Below are 16797 nucleotides of genomic sequence, written 5' to 3'. Positions count from 1 at the left end.
AGCTTTACTCCCAGGGGTGAGGGGATGTCACCGGGGTCGGCGCAGTTGGCGCCGACGGCAACCCTGACAGCCTACGCCAGTGCGGTGGGTGTCTCCTCGCATCGAAGGGGGAGGACGGAGGGATAGAAACGGAGCGGTGGGGACCTCGATGCTCCGTCGAAGTGAAAGGATGGAGGGGTGACTGCGATCGAGCCGAATGTCGTCCCCTTTGCCTCGCCTGCTGCCGCCGGCGGTGCACCCTTCGTGACCACGCCGGTGGCCTATGACGGGATCCTCCTCGCCGGGTTCGGTGGACCAGAGGGGCAGGACGACGTCATCCCCTTCCTCCGGAATGTGACCCGCGGCCGAGGAATTCCGGATGAACGGCTCGAGGAGGTCGCGCACCACTACCGGCACTTCGGCGGCGTGAGTCCCATCAACGGACAGAACCGCGTGCTGAAGGAAGCGCTCGAGAACGCCCTCGCCGAACGCGGGATCACGCTCCCCGTGTACTGGGGCAACCGGAACTGGGCCCCTTATCTCGAAGAGGTCGTCACCGAGGCCTCGAGCAAGGGCCACAACACGCTGCTGGCCTTCGCCACCAGCGCCTACAGCTCGTTCTCCAGCTGCCGTCAGTACCGTGAGGACTTCGCCCGCATCCTCGAGGAGACGGGGCTGGGCGACACGGTGACGATCGACAAGATTCGGCCTTTCTACGATCACCCCGGCTTCGTGGAGGCCTTCGAGACCGGCGTCCGCGAGGCGGTGGAGGGCTTCCTGGCCGCCGGCATCGCAGCGGCGGACATCCAGATCCTGTTCTCCACCCACAGCATCCCGACGGCCGACGCCGAGCGCTCCGGAGCGCGAGACATCGACTGGGGCGAGGGCGGCGCATATGCGGCTCAGCATCTCGCCGTGGCCGCGTGGGTCATGGATCGCGTGCGGCAGACGGTTCCCGCAGCTGCCGACGTCTCGTGGGAGCTGGTCTACCAGTCCCGCTCGGGCCCCGCCTCGCAGCCGTGGCTCGAGCCCGATGTCTGCGACGTGATCGGCGAGCTGCCCGACCGCGGTCGCAAGGCAGTCGCGGTCGTCCCCGTCGGCTTCATGAGCGACCACATGGAGGTCTTGTGGGACCTCGACACCGAGGCGGCCGAGGCAGCGGAAGAAGCCGGACTCGTCTTCACTCGTACCCCGACCCCCGGTGTCTCTCCGGCATTCGTCGACGGCATCGTCGATCTGATCCAGGAGCGTCTTCAGGGTCGCCCCAACGAGGAGCGCGCGCATGTCACGTCGCTCCCCGGCGGCTTCGATGTCTGCCGTCCCGGATGCTGCGAGAACGTCCGCGCGGGGTTCAAGCCTGCTGCCGCGGGCATCGCCCCGTGACCTCGGACTCGACCGACGCCGCTTCTAGGATGGGAGCCATGCGCATCCACATCGCCACCGACCACGCGGGACTCGACTTCTCCACGCAGCTGCAGGATCACCTGCGTGCTGCGGGGCACGACGTGGTCGACCACGGCCCGATCGAGTACGACGCGGTCGATGACTACCCCGCGTTCTGCATCCGCGCGGCGCAGGCGGTCATCGCCGACCAGCGCGCCGGTGTCGAGGCACTCGGTGTGGTCTTCGGCGGTTCGGGGAACGGTGAGCAGATCGCAGCCAACAAGGTCGAGGGTGTGCGGGCCGCGCTGGTCTGGAATCTCTCGACGGCTGAGCTCGCCCGCGAGCACAACGATGCGAACGTCATCTCCATCGGAGCGCGGCAGCACACCTTCGACGAGGTGACGTCGTTCATCGATCGGTTCATCCAGACGCCGTTCTCGGGCGATGAGCGTCACGTGCGGAGGATCGGCCAGATCGCCGACTTCGAGCGCGACGGTTCCCTGCTCCCGGACCCGCGGGCCTGACATGCCCGAGGGCCACTCCGTCCACCGGATCGCGCGGCAGTTCGATCGCAACTTCGTCGGCAAGACGCTGAGCGCGTCCAGCCCGCAGGGACGGTTCGCCGAGGGAGCCGCCGTTCTGGACGGACGTGCGGCGGTGAGTGTGCAGGCCGTCGGCAAGCAGATGTTCCTCGAGGCGGAGGGTGACCTCTGGCTGAGAGTGCACCTGGGTCTCTACGGCGCGTGGGATTTCGCCGGGGAGATCCTCGTCGATCCCACGATCGCTTCGGCCAATGGGCGGATGGGGCAGACGAACCAGCGCGGCACCGTGATCGACGAGGAGATCCTCGATGACGCCGGTGAGAACTCCCTCGCATCCATCGGGGCGCCTCGGCGCACGCGGGTGCACGTGCGCATGTCGGAGCAGACGAAGGGCCTCGTCGATGAGGGGCTCGAATGGCCGCCGCCGGTCGTCGGACAGGTTCGTCTCCGCCTCATGACAGACATCACCGCCGCCGATCTGCGTGGCCCGACCGCCTGTGTTCTGCAGACGCCGGAGGAGATGCTGGCGACGATCGCCAAGCTCGGTCCCGACCCGCTGGTCGGCGACCCGGTCGAGAACGAGGAGCGGTTCGTCCGCGCGGTCAGGAAGAAGTCGACGGTCATCGCGCTGCTCCTGATGGACCAGTCCGTCGTCAGCGGCATCGGCAACGTCTACCGCGCCGAGATGCTCTACCGGCAGCGGCTGAACCCGCACACTCCGGGCCGAGATGTCCCGGAGGAGGTCGTGCGGGCGCTCTGGCACGATTGGGTCCGGCTTCTGGCCATCGGTGTCGAGACCGGCCAGATGATGACCATGGACGGCCTCACGGGAGCGGACTACCGTGCGGCGATGGCGAACCGCGACGACCGGCACTGGGTGTACCACCGCGCCGGTCTGCCGTGTCGCGTCTGCGGCACCGAGATCGCCCTCGAGGAGATCGGCGCCCGGAAGCTCTATTGGTGCCCGCGCTGTCAGGCGTGACCGGGCGCCGTGGCATCGCATCCGTTCTAGGCTGATCGCATGCGACAGAATCCGAGCTTCACTCTCGCCGACGTGGGCGAGATCCGCCGGGTGATCGAGATGAATCCGTGGGCGACGATCATGAGTGCCGGGGACGACGGTCTCGTCGCTTCACACTACGCGGTGCTTCTGGACGAGGGACGGCACGACCTCACCATCGTCGGGCATGTCGGTCGCCCGGACGACCTCATCCACGGACTGGGGGAGCGCGAACTGCTCGTCGTGTTCCAGGGGCCCCACGGTTATGTCTCGCCCGGGTGGTACGGCGATGTCCCGGCGGTGCCGACGTGGAACTACACCGCGGTGCACATCGCCGGCGTGCCCGAGCTCTTGACCGACGAGGAGAACCTCGTCGTGCTCGACCAGCTCGTCGCGCACTTCGAAACCCGGATGCCGGAGCCGCGACGCATGTGGGAACGCCCGAACGATCAGGCCTACGTCCAGCGCCTCGCCTCAGGAACGGTCGGCTTCCGGTTGACCCCGACCCGCGTCGTCGCCAAGCGGAAGCTCAGCCAGAACAAACCGCCGGAGACGATCGAGACGGTGATCGCGGCCCTCTCGACCGACGGCCCCTATTCGAACCCGGCTCTCGCCGCGGAGATGCGGCGCGCTCAGGATGCGCGCAGAGAAGGACGACAGCAGTGACCGAGCGCGGAACGGCCATCGACACCATCACGGCTGCGCGGATCGCGGGCCCTGGGCGCGAGTTCCTGATGGATGAGGAGCCCGTCGACATCTTCATCGCCGACGGGCAGATCGTCGATATCGCCCCGACCGGGGCTCTGCCTGCACGCGGCGAGGTCATCGAAGCAGATGGTGCCTGGGCGGTTCCCGGGCTCTGGGACAACCATGTCCACACCGTCCAATGGGCACTGACGTCCGAACGTGCTCCGCTCGGCCGCGCGGACTCCGCTGCTTCGGCGGCCGCGGCGATGAGCGGTGTCGCCCCGCTGCCGGATGGGCGCCGCGTCGGCACCGGTTTTCGTGACGCCCTGTGGTCGGATCGTCCATCGCTGGATCTCTTGGATGCCGCGACCGGGGACGTCCCGACGTACCTCATCAACGCCGACGTCCACAGCGTCTGGTTGAACAGCGCTGCTCTTGCTCGCGAGAGGTTCCGGAGCGACGACGGTGTGCTTCGGGAGACCGAGGCGTTCGAGATCTCGCGCCGCCTGAACGCCGTCGACGCCGCTCATGGCGACCGTGCGATGATGCGGGCAGGCGAGCAAGCCGCGGCGCGCGGCATCACCGGCCTCGTCGACTTCGACATGGCGTGGAGTGCGGAGGCCTGGCCCCGGCGTGTGCACGCCGGCTTCGCCTCGCATCGCGTCGAGTTCGCGGTGTACCCCTTCGACCTCGACAGGGCCATCGGAGAGGGGCTGCGCACAGGCGAGCTGCGGGAGATGCCCGATGTCCCGGCCGCAGGCAGGGGTCTCGTGCACGTCGGACCGCTGAAGGTCATCACCGACGGGTCGCTGGGCACACGAACTGCCGCCTGCTCGCACGCCTATCCCGGAGATCCGGGCAACTTCGGGGTGCTGACCGTCCCTTCGGACGAGCTCGTCGCCCTGCTGACCCGCGCGACCGGTGCGGGCCTGGCCGCGGCCGTGCACGCGATCGGTGACAGGGCGATCACCTCGGCTCTGGACGCCTTCGCCACCACGGGCGCCGTCGGATCTATCGAGCACGTGCAACTCGTGCGGCATACCGACCTCGCACGATTCGCCCGTCTCGACGTGATCGCCAGTGTCCAGCCGCAGCACGCGGTGGACGACCGCGATCTGGTGGACCGCCACTGGGCGGAGCAGACCGCGATCGGCTACCCGCTCGCATCGCTGCGGGACGCGGGTGCGCGGCTGCGCTTCGGATCGGACGCACCGGTCGCCGAGCTCGACCCGTGGCAGGCCATCTCCGCCGCGGTGTCGCGCACCGACGACGAGCGGGCCGCGTGGCATCCGGAAGAGCGGCTCACGCTTGACCAGGCGCTCGAGGCGAGTGTCCGTTCGTCGCTGCGACCCGGCGAGCCCGCGGACATCGTCCTGTGCGGCGCGGATCCTCGAACGGCTACGGGGGAGCTGCTGCGATCGATGCCTGTCCTCTCCACGCTTCTCGCGGGGTACGTCACGCACACCGCGTGATCCCCGTAACGAACGCAAGAAGGGGCGGCCCTCGGAGAACCGAGAGCCGCCCCTTCTGAGGTCAGACGGGACCGATCAGGCTGCGATGTGCGAGACGAGGAACCAGCGGTCCTTCTCGAGCCCGCGCTGGATCTCGATCGCGACGTCCTGGCTCGTCAGATCGACCTCGTCGAGTCCTTCGACGGCAGCCTTGACATCGACCAGGATCGCGTCGATGTCGGCGATCACGGCGCGGATCAGTTCGTCCGACTGAGTGAAGCCCGCGGGGACGGTGGTCGCGCCGGCCTTCTCTGCCACGGCGCTCACACGCGCATCGATCGGCAGTCCGAGGGCGACGATCCGCTCTGCGGCGGTGTCGGCGAAATCGCCCGCGTGCGCGACGACCGTGTCGAGAAGCTCATGGACGCCGACGAAGTTGGCTCCTCGGACGTGCCAGTGCGCCTGCTTGCCGTTGACGGTCAGCGCCTGGAGGCCGAGCACCACAGGGGAGAGGAACTGGGCCGCCCCTGCAGCCACGGTCGGGTCGATGGCGGTGGTGGAAACGGTCTGTGCCTTGCTCATCTTGTGCTCCTCCGGATGGATTTCTCGTACCTGTTGTAGACAACGCTACTCGGGCTCAGACATTCCGCAACCAAGCTGAGGCTGGGCTCACTTCCGCGTGATTCCGCGGTGATTCGGGTAGCCTCGCCTCATGAGCATCGCCGCCGGAGCCTCTGTCCTCGCCCTGTCGAACAGCGCACCGTCCATCGACGACACGGCGTTCGTGGCGGATGGTGCCCGCATCGTCGGGGATGTGTCACTCGCGGCAGGCGTCAGCGTCTGGTACAACGCGGTGCTTCGAGGTGACTCTGCGGGAATCAGCATCGGATCGGACTCGAACGTCCAGGACAACGTCTCGATCCACGTGGATCCCGAGCACGGGGTGACCATCGGCGCCCAGGTCTCGATCGGCCACAACGCGGTCGTGCACGGCTGCACGATCGGAGACGGCACGCTCGTCGGCATGGGGGCCGTGATCCTCAGCGGAGCGAAGATCGGAGCCGGGTGTCTGATCGCCGGCGGCGCGGTGGTCCTCGGCGATGCGGACATCCCTGCGGGATCGCTGGTCGCGGGTGTTCCCGCGAAGGTGCGTCGCACGCTCGACGAGGATGAGCGGTCCGGCCTGATCGCGAACGCCGCCGTCTACCTCGCCCACTCGCGTACCCATGAGGCCGCGACGTCGGCCTGAAGGCGCTGACCGATAGGCTGAGTCAGGTACGGGGCGGTGGCCAAGCTGGTTAAGGCAGTGGGCTCATAACCCAACGATCGCGGGTTCAAGTCCCGCCCGCCCTACTCTTCGTCTGCAGTTGCCCGGGAGTCGCCTCTTGCGAGGAACAGGTGACACGCGTGGCTCGTCACGAACGGTTCGAGTCGTTCGACCTCGAGCGGGCCGTCACTGTGGCGGAGGACATCACGCACCAGCTGAGCGTGAACACCGCAGACGAGTTCCTGATCCGCGTCGAGCAGATCGTGATAGTTGCACGGCGTGAGGTCGAACCGCAGGGAGGTCTCATCGACGACGGGGTTGAGGCCCGCATCGTCGAGGTGTTCGTAGAGCACGTCGACTTGTCGCAGCGCATCGGCCTCGAGGCCGAGCGGCGATTCACGCGACATCGCCCGCAGCATTCGCCCCCGTGAGACTGCTCCTTCGACTCGAGCGCGCGCCACGGAGCTCGATGCGACGTCGCGGACGGGGTGGAACACGACCGGGGGCCGGCCGCGTCTGCCGAGGACGAGAGTCTCGCTGCGGATCAGCCCCTCATCTTCGAGAACCCGGAGGTGATCCCGCACCGTGTTGAGGGGAATTCCGCATTGCGAGGCGAGCTCGCCTGCTGAGCATCCCGGCGTCTGCTGGATGGCGTGGAGCAACTGGAGCCGACGGGGTTGTGTCAGCCCGCGAAAATCGTGTGCGCGGCGGGGCATGTGGCGAGAGTAGACGCGGAAGAGGTCGCGTACCTGCGGTTGGACCGGAAATAAACCGGTAGAACGGAATGCGATGTGCGCGAGGGCTCGGGATGGTGGAACCACCATGACCACGAGGGGCGGGAAGCCATGAGGCTCACAGCCGAATCCGAGAACGTCGTGCGGGCGACCGCCAGCGTCGTCGCCGAGCACGCAGACGAGATAACCACGCTCTTCTATCGCGCCATGTTCGAGGCGCATCCGGAGTTGCTCCGCGTATTCAACCGGGCGAATCAGGCGATCGGAGAGCAGCCGAAGGCCCTGGCCGCATCCATCGTCGCCTTCGCAGTGCAGCTCATCGACCCCGCGGCACCCGACTTCGCCCCCGTGATGCGTCGCATCGCGCACAAGCATGTATCGCTGGGCGTCAAGGCGCGCCAGTACACGATCGTGGGGCACCACCTCCTCGACGCGGTCGGAACAGTCCTCGGGGACGCGGTCACGCCGGAGGTGAGAGCGGCGTGGGACGAGGTCTACTGGCTCTTCGGATGCTCCCTGATCGCGGAAGAGGCGAAACTGTATGCGCTCGGCGGCACCGACCCGGAGTTCCCCTGGAGGAAGCACCGGGTGGTGGAGCGGATCCAGGAGTCCTCCGACGTCGTCTCACTCGTGCTCGCTCCCGTCTCAGGAGACGTGGGGTCATACCGGGCCGGACAGTACGTGGCCATCGCCGTCGACCTGCCGGACGGTTCGCGCCAACCGCGGCAATACACGATCTCGTCCGGGCCCCGTGGTGATTCGCTGCGCGTGACGATCAAGCGTGTGCGCGCGAACGGAGACGCCCCGGAAGGCCAGGTGTCCACGTGGTTGCATGAGAACGCGCATCCGGGACAGTTGATCGACGTGTCCCAGCCGGCCGGTGACGTCACCATCGAGGATTCCGAGCGACCGCTCGTCCTCGTGTCGGCCGGCATCGGCATCACCCCGGTCGCGGCGATCGTCGAGGACCTCTCCCGTCGTGCCCCGGCGCGCACGGTCCGACTGTTCCATGCCGATCGCTCGCATTCCAGCCATGCGCTCTACGGATCATTGCGGAGGCAGGTGCTGGCGATGGACGACGCCCGTGCCCAGAACTGGTATCGGGAGGAAGCGGAATCCGCGCCGACGCTCCACCCCGCGCGCTCAGGCCGGATGAACCTCGCCGACGTCCACCTGCCTGACGACGCGGAGGTGTTCATGTGCGGACCGCTCGACTTCATGCGCACGTCTCGATCGACGCTTCTGGCACGCGGCGTGCCGTCGGAGCGGATCTCCTACGAGGTGTTCGGCCCGGACCTCTGGGCACAGCAGCCGAAGCCCGAAGCAGCCTGAGCCCCGACCCCGACAGCGGCCGCAGAGCGATGCGGTCGCTGTCAAGCCCCTCCCCGGACCTCGCCGTAGACGCCATTCTTCCCACGTGCGGCACCGCGCCGCAGAACGGGAGGCACCATGAGCATCGGCAGCGGAATCGCGCTCTTCGTGATCGGAGCGATCCTCGTCTTCGCGGTGAACGTCGACGTCCAATGGGTCGATCTCGACATGGTCGGCTACATCCTGATGGGCGCCGGCGTCGTCATCTTCCTCATCGGGATCGTGCTGCTCGCGCGGCGGCGCAGGACGGAGACGGTCTCGCGCACATTCGTCGATCCGGCGACGGGCGAACCGACCACTCGTCGATCCGTCAGCTCCAGCGGCGACGAAGCGGTGTGAGTCATGCGGATGGCATCCGACGATCGAGTTCGTCGGATGCCATCACTCTGCGGGGCTGCTCTCGAGATGCTCCTCGACGAGTGTGATTCCTCCGCTGGAACTCGCCGAGTGCGCGAGATCCTCGATCCACTTCCGGCTCAGGTCGGGCGTCTCAGGTTCCTGGAAGACGAACCGCAGCGGAATCGACGGGTGCAGCCAGAGGGTCGAGCGTCCGGGAGCGTCACCCTCCGGGTGCCGCCAGGAGAGCGTGAAGCTCTCATTGCGTCGCAGCTTGGTGGCGATGACGACTTTCAGGTGTGCGAGGGCGCGATCGTCGATCTGGATCGGGGTCTGCGCGTCGCCGTAATAGAGGCTCCCCATCAGCGAACGATCATCGCGATGGGATGGGGGGCAGGGATCATGCGACTCCTCGACGGCGTGGCCGCGGATGGGGGTATCCGGGTACTCGAACTCTAGTCAACGACGGCAGCACGTACCGCACTGGCGTAATGACCCGCCGCGGAATGCGAACAGAATCTTCGCCCGGTGTCACATGGAGGTCAGCGACGGCGGTGTGCCGAACGCGTCTCGGTACGCCGAGGCGAAACGGGTCGGGTGGGTGAATCCCCAGCGGCGGGCGACTTCGCCGACGGAGCGTCCTTCTCCGCTCTGCAGGTCTCTGCGGGCCCCTTCGAGTCGTGCCCGACGGAGGGCCTGGGTGGGTGTGATGTCGAGAGCGCGACGGAACGCGTACTGGAGTCCCCTCGTCGAGATGTAGGCCGCCGCTGCGACGTCGTCGACGGTGATGGGCCGGTGCGCGTTCTCGTCGATGTATGCAAGCGCCCGGCGGACCGCCACGGGCGCTCCCGCACGCTGGGCCGGGCGGCGCATCGCCTCGGTGAAGGTGTTGGGGAATGCGGAGAGCGTCATCATCAGGGCATGACGTTCGAGCTCGGCGGCGATCAGCGGGTCGGACCCGGAGAGGGCGAGTGCTTGGTCCACGTAGGCGAACATCGCCTCCCAGCGCCGTGCGTCGACCGCTGTGTGCGGGGCGAGTCCCGTCGTGCGCAGCTTCAGCGTGTCATCGCCGGTCAACTGCCGTGCCCGCGCTTCGGCTGCGAGTCGATCGAACACGAAGGCCCGGACGTCAGCGGATCGGTCCCACCTCGCCTCCACTCGGGTGCCGTCGGAGATCCACGGCGCTCCTGGGGTCAGGGTGTCGCGCGCGGACCAGACACGGGCATCCGGGGCGTCGACGCGGCACACCAGAATCTGGTCCACTGGTTCTGCTCTCGAATGCACTTTTGCCGCAAGCCGATAGTTCACCAGCGAGGTGCTTCCCAGCTCTTCGGAACGCCAGTCGAACCGGAAGCGGCGAGGGTCCGCATCCTGGAGCGACGAGGAGGGAACGAACTGCTGCCACGTGGACTCGACCTGCTCGAGGTCGGTGGACGTGAACTGCATGGGTGCTCCTTGTTCTTCGCGTCGCGATCCCACTCGACGACGCCTTCCAGGAGCGTAGCTCAGTGAACGGTACTCCAGCTCGAAAGCCGCTGGACGGCTGGCGGCATCGTCACTCCGCACCGGTTCGACTCGATCGCACCGGCCAGCCGCCGTCGAGCGTCTCCTGCGGATCGAGACGGCCGATGCTCACGAAGTACTCGGTGAGGCTGGCCGCCTGGGAGCGCGCCCAGCCGATCTGATTCGTGTGCAGCTCCGCCGGGGTCGCGGGGAGGGTGAAACGACGAGCGAGGGCTTGCGCCACGCGGCCGGCGGCGATCGCATCCGCGGACGCCTCGTGAGCGTCTTCGAGCACGACCGCGTAGTGGGCTGCGACGACTTCGAGTGTGCGTCGCCCGCGGCGGTATCGGTCGTACGCCTTGTCGATCACGAGAGGGTCGATGACGGGGGAGGGATCGGTCAGCGGGACGATTCCGTGTCTGGCCGCCTCATGCGCCAGGAGAGAGAAGTCGTACGCGGCGTTGTAGGCGACCACGGGTACGTTCTGCTCCAGCAGTGAACGCAGGGCCGCCGTGACCTCTGCGACGACTTCCCGGGACGATCGCCCGTGCCCTCGGGCATACTCCGTGGTGATGCCGTGCACCGCCGTGGCGCCCTCCGGGATCGGTACTCCCGGATCCGCGAGCCACGAGCGTGCAGCGATCTGGCGTCCTGCGGCATCGAGGACGCCGACGTACGCGGTGACCACTCGATCCGACTCGACATCGACGCCAGTCGTCTCCAGGTCGAACACCCCGACGCGGGTGAGCCACGCAGGAAGCGGGGGACCGGATGGCATGCCTTCACGCTATGCGCGGCCGCGGACATCCAGGGGGAGGCGCACGGCGACTCGTAGACTCGGAGCATGACCGTGCCTTCCCCCTATGCGGACCGCCTCCACCGCCTTCCCGTGCAGCGCCATGAGGTCGAGGTGCGCGGAGCGACCACGGCGTATTGGGTGTACGGTCCGGAGAAGGCCGAGACGACGGTCATCGCGGTGCACGGCTTCCGCGGCGATCATCATGGCCTCGAGCCCGTGCTGGCCTACCTCCCCGAAGTGCGTGTGATCGCGCCGGATCTTCCGGGGTTCGGGGAATCAGCGCCCCTGCCCGGGCGCCGGCACGACCTGGACGAGTACGCCGGCTGGCTCAGCGACTTCGCGATGGAAGTCGCTCCCGGCGCCGTCATCCTGGGCCACTCCTTCGGGTCGATCGTGACCTCGGCGGCGGTCGCTCGAGGGCTGCGGACTCCGCGACTGGTCCTGCTGAACCCGATCGGCGCTCCGGCGCTGGAAGGGCCGAAGGGCGTCATGACTCGCTTGGCCGTCGTGTACTACGCCCTCGGTGCCCGTCTTCCGGTGAGACTCGGCACCGCTCTGCTGCGCAACCGCGTCATCGTCCGCGTGATGAGCATCACGATGGCGAAGACCAGGGATCCCGAACTCCGACGCTTCGTCCACGACCAGCACGACACGTACTTCTCGCGATTCTCGGACCGAGATGTGCTCCGCGACGCCTTCGTCGCGAGTGTCTCGCACGACGTCCGGGAGTTCGCTCCCGCGATCGATGTTCCGACCCTGCTCGTCGCTGCACAGCGCGACGACATCACCCCGATCGAGGCGGAACGAAAGCTCGCGACTCTGTTCCCCGACGCGAAACTCGTGGAGATCGCCGACGTGGGGCATCTCATCCATTACGAGACGCCGGCCGAGGCTGCGGGCGCTGTGCGGCAGTTCCTCAGGATTCCCGTCGCGCGAGGCCGATGAGGCCTGCGACGCGGAACGGGATGACCTCACCCATCGCCAGCGAGGTCTCGGTGCGTTCGACGCCTTCGATCGAGAGGATGCGGGCGTCGGTGTCGAAGAGGTGACGTGCGTCCCTGCACGCGACACGAGCGAGCAGGTCGATCGAGCCGCTCAGACCGTGTGCCTGCACGACTTCGGGAATCCGAGCGAGCTCGTTGATGATGCGCGGCAGTTCGGTCTGGCGGACTCCGATGCTCACGAACGCCTGCAGGGGGAAACCCAGGACGTCCGGTGAGAAGGACCGCTCGTAGGAGAGGAAGATTCCGCTCTGCTCGAGGCGCGCCATCCGCGCCTGGATCGTATTGCGGGATAGTCCGAGATTCTCCGCCAGGGCGACGATGGTGATCCTCGGATCGTCGGCGAGGGCAGCGAGAAGCTCGAGATCGATGCGGTCCATTCCTGGCATAGTGCCAAACCTTAGCAGGGGCCCCTCCCGTCAAATTGAGCAACATGCTCAAGCACCACGAGAATGCTTGAGCGAGGTGTTCAGCAGACGTACCCTCAGAGCATGTCGGTGATGACGCCGGCATCAGCGCGCGGAGCCTCACGAGGGCCGCCGACGAGGAGGACGACGATGTCACCGCAGATCACCCCCATCGCAGACACCGCCCAGGATCTCGAGCTCTCGGAGCGGATACTGGACCCGGACGGACACCGCGTCCCGAACCCCCGTCTGGACCCTCTCGTCGCGGACGTCGATGCCGCGCAACTGCGATCCCTGCTCCGCGACATGATCATCCTCCGTCGTATCGATGCCGAGGGTGTCGCACTTCAGCGGCAGGGGCAGCTGGGACTCTGGGCGCCATGTCAGGGTCAGGAGGCGACGCAGATCGGTACGGCACGGGCGCTCGCTCCCGAGGACTACGTGTTCCCCAGCTACCGCGAGACCGGCGTCATCTACGCCCGCGGCGCTCAGCCGGGCGACTACGTGCGCATGTGGCGCGGAGAAGAGGGTGCCGCCTACGACCCCGCGGCGCTGGGGGTCGCCCCTCTGCAGATCATCATCGGCGCACAGACGCTGCATGCGGTGGGGTACGCGCTCGGCATTCAGCGCGACGGTGCCGACGAGGTCGCGGTGACGTATTTCGGTGACGGAGCGACCAGTCAGGGCGACGTCAACGAGGCGATGATCTTCGCGGCGTCGTACCAGGCACCTGTGGTCTTCGTGTGCCAGAACAACCATTGGGCGATCTCCGAGCCGGTCGCCGTGCAGTCGCAATACCCGATCGCGGGCCGGGCTCCGGGTTTCGGTATTCCGAGCCTCCGTGTGGACGGCAACGACGTGCTCGCCTGCATGGCCGCCATGCGATGGGCACTGCAGCACGCACGCTCCGGCAAGGGGCCTGCGTACATCGAAGCGGTGACCTATCGCATGGGACCGCACACCACGGCCGACGACCCGACGCGCTACCGCGACGCCGAGGAGCTCGATTCCTGGCGTCGCCGTGACCCGATCGCACGGCTGGAGACACACCTGCGGGCGAGCGGCGAGCTCACCGATGAGCACGTGGCCGAGACACAGGCCGCCGCGGACGCGGTCGCGAAGGAGATGCGGGCTGCGTGCCTCGGAATGGTCACCCGTCCGCCGCTCGCGGTCTTCGACGGCGTCTACGCCGAACCTCACACCGGTCTCGAGCGTCAGCGTGACGAGTATGCGGCGTACCTCGCCTCCTTCGAGAGCGAGGCGTGAACATGACAGAGCTCACTCTCGGAAAGGCGCTCGGCGCCGGTCTCCGGCAAGCGATGCGCGACGATGACAAGGTGGTCCTCCTCGGCGAGGACATCGGCAAGCTGGGCGGTGTCTTCCGCATCACCGACGGACTTCTCGAGGAGTTCGGCGCGGCCAGGGTGATCGACACCCCGCTCGCCGAGTCCGGCATCGTCGGCACAGCTGTGGGGCTCGCCTTCCGCGGCTATCGTCCGGTCGTCGAGATCCAGTTCGACGGCTTCGTCTACCCCGCCTTCGACCAGATCGTCGCTCAGGTGGCGAAGCTCCACTACCGGACACAGGGGCGCGTCAAGATGCCGATCACGATTCGGATCCCCTGGGCGGGAGGCATCGGCGCTGCCGAGCATCACTCCGAGTCGCCGGAGGCGTACTTCGTGCACACGGCGGGCATCCGCGTGATCGCGGTATCGAATCCCGAAGACGCCTACCGCAGCCTGCGTCAGGCGATCGCCTCCGATGATCCCGTGGTCTTCTTCGAGCCGAAGCGGCTGTACCACCACAAGGGAGAGGTCGATCTCGAGGCGCCCCTCGCGGATGCGCCGCCCATGGGCCTGGCGCGTGTGGTGCGAACCGGGACGGACGCGACGTTGATCACGTACGGAGCGATGGTCTCCACCGCACTGCAGGCAGCAGAGGCCGCCGAAGACGAGGGCGTATCCCTGGAGGTCATCGATCTGCGGTCGCTCTCGCCCGTCGACTACGACTCGGTCGCCGCATCGGTCCGCAAGGCCGGACGGGTCGTCGTCGCTCACGAGGCATCTCGCGAGGCCGGCGTCGCGGCCGAGGTGATCGCGAGCATCACGGAGCGCTGCTTCGAGTATCTCGAGTCCGCACCCCTGCGGGTCACCGGCCACGATGTGCCCTATCCGCCGGCGAAGCTCGAGAAGTATCACCTTCCGGATCTCGACCGGCTACTCGACGCCGTCGATCGGGTGCTGGATCGGCCGAACAGTCTGACGGGAGCAGAGGCATGATCGCGGAGTTCCGGCTTCCGGACCTCGGAGAAGGGCTGGCCGAGGCTGAGGTCGTGCAATGGCTGGTCGCCCCGGGGGACTCGGTCGCCCTCAACCAGACCCTGGCCGAGGTGGAGACCGCGAAAGCGGTGGTCGAGTTGCCGTCGCCGTACGAAGGGACCGTGGCGACTCTGCACGCGGAAGCCGGCGAGACCGTCGCCGTGGGGGCTGCGCTGATCGACTTCGAGGTCGTCGGTGATGAGGAGACCACACCCGCGCCGATCCCGGAGGCAGCCGAGAAGGCCCAGCCGAACCTCGTGGGATACGGGGCTGCCCCCACCTCGGCCGGTCGACCCGCCCGACGCGCGCGCCGTGCCGGAGCGACTCCGGCGAAGGTCGACACAGCCGTGCTCGAGGCCGCGCCGCACGACGCCACCCCGTCGGCCGCGGTCGAGTCCGTGGTGGAGCGACCGCGCTCCACGCCTCCCGTCCGCGCACATGCGAAGCGTCTGGGGATCGACCTCGTCCTGGTGGCGGCAGAGGTCGGCGACCGACTCATCACGCGCGCCGATATCGACGCGTACGCCGACAGGGTCGGCGTTCGAGGTCCCGCATCCGTTGACGACCGCGCAGCTGCCCCGTCGCGCTCCTCGGCTACCGGCGACGAGACCCGCGAGACCCGCATACCGATCCGCGGCGTGCGGAAGCATACGGCCGCGGCGATGGTGCAGAGCGCTTTCACGGCTCCTCACGTGACGGTCTTCCACACAGTAGACGTGACGGCGACCATGGATCTGCTGGCGGGCCTGCGGGACGATCGTTCGCTCAGCGAGCATCGGATCGGACCGCTCGCGGTCGTGGCGAAGGCCGTGTGTCTCGGGCTCGGTCGTACTCCGGGACTCAACTCCCGCTGGGATGAGGCCGCCGGCGAGATCGTCCAGCATCACTACGTCGACCTCGGGATCGCGGCCGCGACGGATCGTGGACTCATCGTCCCGATGATCCGCGACGCGGAGCAGTTGACTCTGATCGAGCTGGCGGACGCCGTGAGGAATCTCGCCGAGGTCGCGCGCTCGGGGAAGACCTCGCCGGCCGAGCTCGCCGGAGGTACCTTCTCGATCTCGAACATCGGCGTGTTCGGTGTCGATGCCGGCACCCCGATCCTGCCGCCGGGACAGTCCGGAATCCTCGCGGTCGGTGCGGTGCGTCGTCAGCCGTGGGAGTTCCGAGGAGAGATCGCCCTCCGTCAGGTCATGACGCTCAGCCTCTCGTTCGACCACCGGCTCGTCGACGGCGCAGAAGGTGCGCGCTTCCTCAAGGATGTCGCGGACATCCTCGAGGAACCCGGTCGGGCGATGCTGCTCAGGTAGTCGCGCGCAACGCGGCTTCCGCCATCGCGGCCAGCACGGTCGCGGTGGCGGAGTGCCGTCGTGCCGCCGCGCGTGTGCTGTGCGGCGTGGAGTTGATGAGGCCGAAGCAGGCCTGGACTCGAAGGCGCAGCTCTTCCTGATCCGCCCCGCTCTCGCCCGCCGTGTGCAGGGGAGACAGGGTGTCCACCCACAGCTCGATGTAAGCACGCTGCAGGCGGCGGACGGCGGCCCGATCCGCTTCGGACAGATGGGCGACGTCGCGGTCCTGCACCTGGATCACCTCGGCGTTCCCGAGGGCGAAGTCGACGTGGAAGTCGATCAGTCCGCGCATCCGCTCGTCCGGAGTCGGGGTGTTCTCCACCACCTGCCGCCCGCCGCTGACCAGGTCCTCGCTCACTTTGACCAGCACGGCGCCCAGCAATGCCTGCTTGCCGGCGAAGTGTCGGTAGACGGCCGGTCCGGACACGCCGACGGCGGCACCGATGTCTTCCAGGCTCACACCGCTGTATCCGCGCGCGGCGAAGAGCCGGGCGGCGGCGTGCAGGATCGCATCGGACCGTTCGGCCTTGGCGCGGTCTCGGGCGGTGACCGGGCTTGTCATCTCAGTTAATCCTCGCTAACCTGAAGCAACGGGTTAGTGCACACTAACCGAAAATGCCTGCACCGCGCCAGGGCATCGCCCGCGCGGACGTGAGTCGAGGAGGACATC

19 protein-coding genes, 1 tRNA gene and 1 pseudogene are annotated in these 16797 nt (G+C 67.7%); 14 read left to right on the top strand and 7 right to left on the bottom strand.

Annotation, left to right across the window (positions count from 1 at the left end; genetic code table 11):
* Nucleotides 1–177 precede the first annotated feature (177 nt).
* The 5 genes from AC6CHX_RS02910 to AC6CHX_RS02890 are packed head-to-tail and all read left to right on the top strand — an operon-like array spanning nucleotide 178 to nucleotide 5063.
* Nucleotides 178–1362: a ferrochelatase gene (locus AC6CHX_RS02910; RefSeq protein WP_498271571.1), complete on the top strand. Its 1185-nt coding sequence runs from the start codon at nucleotides 178–180 to the stop codon at nucleotides 1360–1362.
* 38 nt (nucleotides 1363–1400) lie between these two features.
* Complete coding sequence (locus tag AC6CHX_RS02905) at nucleotides 1401–1886, top strand: ribose-5-phosphate isomerase (RefSeq protein ID WP_498271570.1); 486 nt, start codon at nucleotides 1401–1403, stop codon at nucleotides 1884–1886.
* A gap of 1 nt (nucleotide 1887) precedes the next feature.
* Nucleotides 1888–2886 (top strand): Fpg/Nei family DNA glycosylase, encoded by a 999-nt coding sequence (locus AC6CHX_RS02900; RefSeq protein ID WP_136043871.1) that lies wholly within the window; start codon nucleotides 1888–1890, stop codon nucleotides 2884–2886.
* 39 nt (nucleotides 2887–2925) lie between these two features.
* On the top strand, nucleotides 2926–3570 hold the full coding sequence (locus AC6CHX_RS02895) for an FMN-binding negative transcriptional regulator (RefSeq protein ID WP_498271569.1): 645 nt from the start codon (nucleotides 2926–2928) through the stop codon (nucleotides 3568–3570).
* On the top strand, nucleotides 3567–5063 hold the full coding sequence (locus AC6CHX_RS02890; protein WP_498271568.1) for an amidohydrolase: 1497 nt from the start codon (nucleotides 3567–3569) through the stop codon (nucleotides 5061–5063). Before AC6CHX_RS02895 ends, AC6CHX_RS02890 begins: the two co-directional genes overlap by 4 nt.
* Nucleotides 5064–5138: 75 nt before the next feature.
* On the opposite strand, the gene AC6CHX_RS02885 is transcribed toward AC6CHX_RS02890, so the two are convergent.
* Nucleotides 5139–5624 carry a Dps family protein gene (locus tag AC6CHX_RS02885; RefSeq protein WP_136043874.1) on the bottom strand — a complete coding sequence of 162 codons (486 nt, stop codon included), beginning with the start codon at nucleotides 5622–5624 and terminating at the stop codon, nucleotides 5139–5141.
* A gap of 130 nt (nucleotides 5625–5754) precedes the next feature.
* On the opposite strand from AC6CHX_RS02885, the gene AC6CHX_RS02880 reads away from it, so the two are divergent.
* The 3 genes from AC6CHX_RS02880 to AC6CHX_RS02870 all read left to right on the top strand — a co-directional run bounded on the left by AC6CHX_RS02880 (nucleotide 5755) and on the right by AC6CHX_RS02870 (nucleotide 6740).
* Entirely contained in the window at nucleotides 5755–6291 is a 537-nt protein-coding gene (locus AC6CHX_RS02880; RefSeq protein WP_498271567.1) for a gamma carbonic anhydrase family protein, read from the top strand.
* A 30-nt stretch (nucleotides 6292–6321) separates the two neighbouring features.
* Nucleotides 6322–6395: transfer RNA gene (locus AC6CHX_RS02875), tRNA-Ile, on the top strand.
* 54 nt (nucleotides 6396–6449) lie between these two features.
* Nucleotides 6450–6740, top strand: a complete 291-nt coding sequence (locus AC6CHX_RS02870; protein ID WP_498272040.1) for a hypothetical protein — start codon at nucleotides 6450–6452, stop codon at nucleotides 6738–6740.
* A 117-nt stretch (nucleotides 6741–6857) separates the two neighbouring features.
* Here AC6CHX_RS02870 and AC6CHX_RS02865 read toward each other — a convergent pair.
* Nucleotides 6858–7025: pseudogene (locus AC6CHX_RS02865) on the bottom strand (winged helix-turn-helix domain-containing protein); the annotation flags it as partial.
* Between the two features lie 129 nt (nucleotides 7026–7154).
* Here AC6CHX_RS02865 and AC6CHX_RS02860 point away from each other — a divergent pair.
* A complete protein-coding gene (locus AC6CHX_RS02860) occupies nucleotides 7155–8375 on the top strand; it encodes a globin domain-containing protein (RefSeq protein ID WP_498271566.1) in 1221 nt (406 codons plus the stop codon).
* A gap of 117 nt (nucleotides 8376–8492) precedes the next feature.
* Nucleotides 8493–8753, top strand: a complete 261-nt coding sequence (locus AC6CHX_RS02855; RefSeq protein ID WP_136043878.1) for a DUF6458 family protein — start codon at nucleotides 8493–8495, stop codon at nucleotides 8751–8753.
* A gap of 42 nt (nucleotides 8754–8795) precedes the next feature.
* On the opposite strand, the gene AC6CHX_RS02850 is transcribed toward AC6CHX_RS02855, so the two are convergent.
* The 3 genes from AC6CHX_RS02850 to AC6CHX_RS02840 form a co-directional block, all read right to left on the bottom strand.
* On the bottom strand, nucleotides 8796–9113 hold the full coding sequence (locus AC6CHX_RS02850; RefSeq protein WP_136043879.1) for a DUF7882 family protein: 318 nt from the start codon (nucleotides 9111–9113) through the stop codon (nucleotides 8796–8798).
* Between the two features lie 168 nt (nucleotides 9114–9281).
* Nucleotides 9282–10196 (bottom strand): helix-turn-helix transcriptional regulator, encoded by a 915-nt coding sequence (locus AC6CHX_RS02845; protein ID WP_498271565.1) that lies wholly within the window; start codon nucleotides 10194–10196, stop codon nucleotides 9282–9284.
* A gap of 109 nt (nucleotides 10197–10305) precedes the next feature.
* A complete protein-coding gene (locus AC6CHX_RS02840; RefSeq protein WP_498271564.1) occupies nucleotides 10306–11031 on the bottom strand; it encodes a 3'-5' exonuclease in 726 nt (241 codons plus the stop codon).
* A 66-nt stretch (nucleotides 11032–11097) separates the two neighbouring features.
* Here AC6CHX_RS02840 and AC6CHX_RS02835 point away from each other — a divergent pair, with 66 nt between their 5' ends.
* Nucleotides 11098–11997 (top strand): alpha/beta fold hydrolase, encoded by a 900-nt coding sequence (locus tag AC6CHX_RS02835; RefSeq protein WP_498271563.1) that lies wholly within the window; start codon nucleotides 11098–11100, stop codon nucleotides 11995–11997.
* Here the strand turns inward: AC6CHX_RS02835 and AC6CHX_RS02830 are convergent.
* Nucleotides 11969–12442: an Lrp/AsnC family transcriptional regulator gene (locus AC6CHX_RS02830; RefSeq protein ID WP_136043883.1), complete on the bottom strand. Its 474-nt coding sequence runs from the start codon at nucleotides 12440–12442 to the stop codon at nucleotides 11969–11971. The genes AC6CHX_RS02835 and AC6CHX_RS02830 overlap by 29 nt on opposite strands.
* A 168-nt stretch (nucleotides 12443–12610) precedes the next feature.
* Here AC6CHX_RS02830 and pdhA point away from each other — a divergent pair, with 168 nt between their 5' ends.
* The 3 genes from pdhA to AC6CHX_RS02815 are packed head-to-tail and all read left to right on the top strand — an operon-like array spanning nucleotide 12611 to nucleotide 16088.
* Nucleotides 12611–13726, top strand: a complete 1116-nt coding sequence (gene pdhA, locus AC6CHX_RS02825; protein WP_498271562.1) for a pyruvate dehydrogenase (acetyl-transferring) E1 component subunit alpha — start codon at nucleotides 12611–12613, stop codon at nucleotides 13724–13726.
* Nucleotides 13727–13728: 2 nt separating this feature from the next.
* A complete protein-coding gene (locus AC6CHX_RS02820) occupies nucleotides 13729–14739 on the top strand; it encodes an alpha-ketoacid dehydrogenase subunit beta (RefSeq protein ID WP_498271561.1) in 1011 nt (336 codons plus the stop codon).
* Nucleotides 14736–16088, top strand: a complete 1353-nt coding sequence (locus AC6CHX_RS02815) for a dihydrolipoamide acetyltransferase family protein (RefSeq protein ID WP_498271560.1) — start codon at nucleotides 14736–14738, stop codon at nucleotides 16086–16088. Before AC6CHX_RS02820 ends, AC6CHX_RS02815 begins: the two co-directional genes overlap by 4 nt.
* Here AC6CHX_RS02815 and AC6CHX_RS02810 read toward each other — a convergent pair.
* Nucleotides 16081–16689, bottom strand: a complete 609-nt coding sequence (locus AC6CHX_RS02810; RefSeq protein ID WP_498271559.1) for a TetR/AcrR family transcriptional regulator — start codon at nucleotides 16687–16689, stop codon at nucleotides 16081–16083. The two genes, AC6CHX_RS02815 and AC6CHX_RS02810, sit on opposite strands and share 8 nt — an antisense overlap.
* Nucleotides 16690–16797: the final 108 nt, after the last annotated feature.

The sequence above is a fragment of the Microbacterium sp. GQ128 genome (assembly GCF_059758615.1).
This window is presented reverse-complemented; position numbering and strand designations above follow the sequence as displayed.

Excerpts from the sequence above, each read along its gene's own strand:
- AC6CHX_RS02905 (WP_498271570.1), top strand. The coding sequence starts at position 1,401 with ATGCGCATCCACATCGCCACCGACCACGCGGGACTCGACTTCTCCACG.
- AC6CHX_RS02895 (WP_498271569.1), top strand. The coding sequence starts at position 2,926 with ATGCGACAGAATCCGAGCTTCACTCTCGCCGACGTGGGCGAGATCCGC.
- AC6CHX_RS02860 (WP_498271566.1), top strand. The coding sequence starts at position 7,155 with ATGAGGCTCACAGCCGAATCCGAGAACGTCGTGCGGGCGACCGCCAGC.
- AC6CHX_RS02820 (WP_498271561.1), top strand. The coding sequence starts at position 13,729 with ATGACAGAGCTCACTCTCGGAAAGGCGCTCGGCGCCGGTCTCCGGCAA.
- AC6CHX_RS02885 (WP_136043874.1), bottom strand. The coding sequence starts at position 5,624 with ATGAGCAAGGCACAGACCGTTTCCACCACCGCCATCGACCCGACCGTG.
- AC6CHX_RS02850 (WP_136043879.1), bottom strand. The coding sequence starts at position 9,113 with ATGGGGAGCCTCTATTACGGCGACGCGCAGACCCCGATCCAGATCGAC.
- AC6CHX_RS02900 (WP_136043871.1), top strand. The coding sequence starts at position 1,888 with ATGCCCGAGGGCCACTCCGTCCACCGGATCGCGCGGCAGTTCGATCGC.
- pdhA (WP_498271562.1), top strand. The coding sequence starts at position 12,611 with ATGTCACCGCAGATCACCCCCATCGCAGACACCGCCCAGGATCTCGAG.
- AC6CHX_RS02845 (WP_498271565.1), bottom strand. The coding sequence starts at position 10,196 with ATGCAGTTCACGTCCACCGACCTCGAGCAGGTCGAGTCCACGTGGCAG.
- AC6CHX_RS02880 (WP_498271567.1), top strand. The coding sequence starts at position 5,755 with ATGAGCATCGCCGCCGGAGCCTCTGTCCTCGCCCTGTCGAACAGCGCA.
- AC6CHX_RS02810 (WP_498271559.1), bottom strand. The coding sequence starts at position 16,689 with ATGACAAGCCCGGTCACCGCCCGAGACCGCGCCAAGGCCGAACGGTCC.
- AC6CHX_RS02815 (WP_498271560.1), top strand. The coding sequence starts at position 14,736 with ATGATCGCGGAGTTCCGGCTTCCGGACCTCGGAGAAGGGCTGGCCGAG.
- AC6CHX_RS02840 (WP_498271564.1), bottom strand. The coding sequence starts at position 11,031 with ATGCCATCCGGTCCCCCGCTTCCTGCGTGGCTCACCCGCGTCGGGGTG.
- AC6CHX_RS02855 (WP_136043878.1), top strand. The coding sequence starts at position 8,493 with ATGAGCATCGGCAGCGGAATCGCGCTCTTCGTGATCGGAGCGATCCTC.
- AC6CHX_RS02830 (WP_136043883.1), bottom strand. The coding sequence starts at position 12,442 with ATGCCAGGAATGGACCGCATCGATCTCGAGCTTCTCGCTGCCCTCGCC.
- AC6CHX_RS02835 (WP_498271563.1), top strand. The coding sequence starts at position 11,098 with ATGACCGTGCCTTCCCCCTATGCGGACCGCCTCCACCGCCTTCCCGTG.